Source organism: Labilibaculum sp. K2S, assembly GCF_030372765.1.
Lineage (GTDB): Bacteria > Bacteroidota > Bacteroidia > Bacteroidales > Marinifilaceae > Labilibaculum.
Genome location: NZ_JAUCMW010000055.1, coordinates 1 through 2,570 on the forward strand (window position 1 = coordinate 1; position 2,570 = coordinate 2,570).

At 37.5% G+C, this 2,570-nt stretch carries 2 protein-coding genes; both read left to right on the plus strand.

Going from position 1 to position 2,570, the window contains the following annotated elements:
* Positions 1–198 precede the first annotated feature (198 nt).
* Positions 199–1,713: an IS21 family transposase gene (gene istA, locus QUH73_RS20595; RefSeq protein ID WP_289532329.1), complete on the plus strand. Its 1,515-nt coding sequence runs from the start codon at positions 199–201 to the stop codon at positions 1,711–1,713.
* A 30-nt stretch (positions 1,714–1,743) separates the two neighbouring features.
* Positions 1,744–2,493 (plus strand): IS21-like element helper ATPase IstB, encoded by a 750-nt coding sequence (gene istB / locus QUH73_RS20600; protein WP_289532330.1) that lies wholly within the window; start codon positions 1,744–1,746, stop codon positions 2,491–2,493.
* Positions 2,494–2,570 lie beyond the last annotated feature (77 nt).

Here is a 2,570-nt window from a genome sequence, read left to right on the forward strand (position 1 = left end):
TGGATAAATCGCTCCATTATGTGCCACCCATTTCGGTTCAAAGTGTGCCACTGATATCGGTTCAAGTTGTGCCAGTATAATTGGAACATAATTTCCGAAGTATATCGGTCGAACTTGTGCCACTCCAAGAATGATTTCTATCTTATTTCTGTATACACTAATCACTACAGAAATATGGCTGCCAAAAGGATAGAAATTATGGACATACGTCAATTACTACTATTAAAGATCAAAGGAGAGAGTAATCGTTCCTGCTCTAAAATCTTAAGTATTCATCGCAATACTATTGATCCCTACGTTAGGCTATTAAATGCCTGTGAACTTAGCTATACTGAGCTGTTGGATTTTTCTGATGTGGATTTATTAGAACTATTTCCAATTAGCTCCAACTCGGATACTGATCGTTATCAGCAACTGAGTCAATACTTTCCTTATTTTAAAAAGGAACTGCTTCGACCAGGAGCAACACGAGAAGTTTTATGGCGAAATTATTTACAAAAACATCCTGAAGGCTATCGGTATACTCAATTTAATCAGCACCTTAACACTTGGTTTAATCAGATAAAAGTGAGTGGTAAACTTGAGCACAAGGCTGGCGACAAGCTTTATATTGATTATACAGGTAAAAAACTAGAAATAGTCGATAAGCAAACGGGTGAAGTGACACCAGTTGAGGTTTTTGTAGGTATACTTCCTTGTAGCCATTATACTTACGTGGAGGCCAGCCTGAGTCAAAAACGGGAAGATTTCGTACAATCGATCAATAAGTGTTTGAGCTTTTACGGGGGCAGTCCTAAAGCCATTGTGCCCGACAATTTAAAATCGGCAGTCACAAAAGCTTCTAAGTATGAGCCGATATTGAATAAATCTCTGAAGAGTTTAGGACTCCATTACTCCAGTGTCATTAATCCCACACGCTGCTATTCCCCACAAGACAAGGCATTGGTTGAAGGTGCTGTAAAGTTGGTATATCAGCGTATTTTTTATCCCATTCGGGATATGATATTTTTCAGCTTAGAGGATCTCAATAAACAAATACAAATTGAGCTTGAAAAGTACAATAAGAGCTTGATGAGCAAAACTGAGACATCGAGAGTCAAACAGTTTTTAGATATAGAGAAGCATTATCTGCAGGCTTTACCACCCAATGAGTATCAGCTTAAAAATTACAAGAAAGCTAAGGTTCAGAAAATGGGCTACGTCAGCTTGTGGGATGACAAAACCTATTACAGCGTGCCTTACAGGTATATCGGCAAGCAGATAGAAATGCAATACGATCAAACAGGTGTTGAGATATATTATAACAGCCAGCGGATAGCCTCACACAAAAGATGCTTTAAAAAAGGGACTTATATCACTGTAAAAGAGCATATGAGCAGTACTCATCAATTTTACTCAGATTGGTCGCCGGAATACTTCGAAAAACAGGCATTGAAAATAGGAGAAGAAACTAAAAAATATGTATCCGCATTAATCGAGCAACAAGCTTATCCTGAGACTGCTTACAAACAATCCTTGGGCATCATCAACCTAAAGAAAGAGTATCCACAGCATAGAATAGAACTGGCGTGCAGAATGGCTTTTAATCATGATCGCTACAGTTACAGAACCATATTACGCATTCTAAAAAACAATATGGATCTTGAATTAAAAAACACCGAGATACAGCTAACAATCCCTGTACATAGCAATTTAAGAGAGAATTTTTGTTGAATAAATAAATAAATAAATAAAACAGACCAAATGAATCACCAAACAAGTATTGAGAAAATGAAGCAAATGCGCTTAACAGCCATGGCCGAAACCTATTACAACTCCCTGCAAACGGGAATGTATAAAGATTATACAATCGATCAATTTATTGCATTATTGGTCGATCAGGAATGGGAACACAGGCACAATAAGAAAATCGCAAATTTAATAGCATCAGCCAAATTCAGAGATCAGACCACCGTGGAGGATATTGATTATACAGCAAGTAGATCACTTGATCGAAATGTTCTGGAACGCCTCACATCACTTGATTTTTTAAAACGAAAAGAGAACCTGATCATCACAGGATTAACAGGAACGGGCAAAAGCTATATTGCTCAGGCATTAGGTCATAGAGCTTGTTTGATGCAGCATAAAACCTTGTATTATAACACCACAAGACTGATGGATGATGTAAGACTAGCAAGAACTGAGGGGACATACATCAAGCTATTGGTGAGGATTGAAAAGGCAGATCTGCTGATACTTGATGATTTTGGATTGAATAGTTTTGATCCAACCGTAAGAACAACTCTAATGGATATCGTAGAAAGCAAATACGATAAAACCTCAATCATTATTGCTACTCAAATACCAGTGAAATGTTGGCACGAGCTTATTGGGGAAGGCACTATTGCTGACGCAATACTTGATAGGCTGGTTCACTCTTCTCACAGAATCGAATTGTCTGGTGAATCGATGAGAAAAAATAAGCTCAAAACTGTGCAAAATAATTTATAAATTTAAGCCTGAAATCATTCTTTTTTTAGTGGCACAACATCACCGAAATGGGTGGCACATATACACCGAAATACACA

Bases quoted from the DNA above. Each gene is read 5' to 3' on its own strand.
- istA (WP_289532329.1), top strand. From the start codon at position 199: ATGGACATACGTCAATTACTACTATTAAAGATCAAAGGAGAGAGTAAT.
- istB (WP_289532330.1), top strand. From the start codon at position 1,744: ATGAATCACCAAACAAGTATTGAGAAAATGAAGCAAATGCGCTTAACA.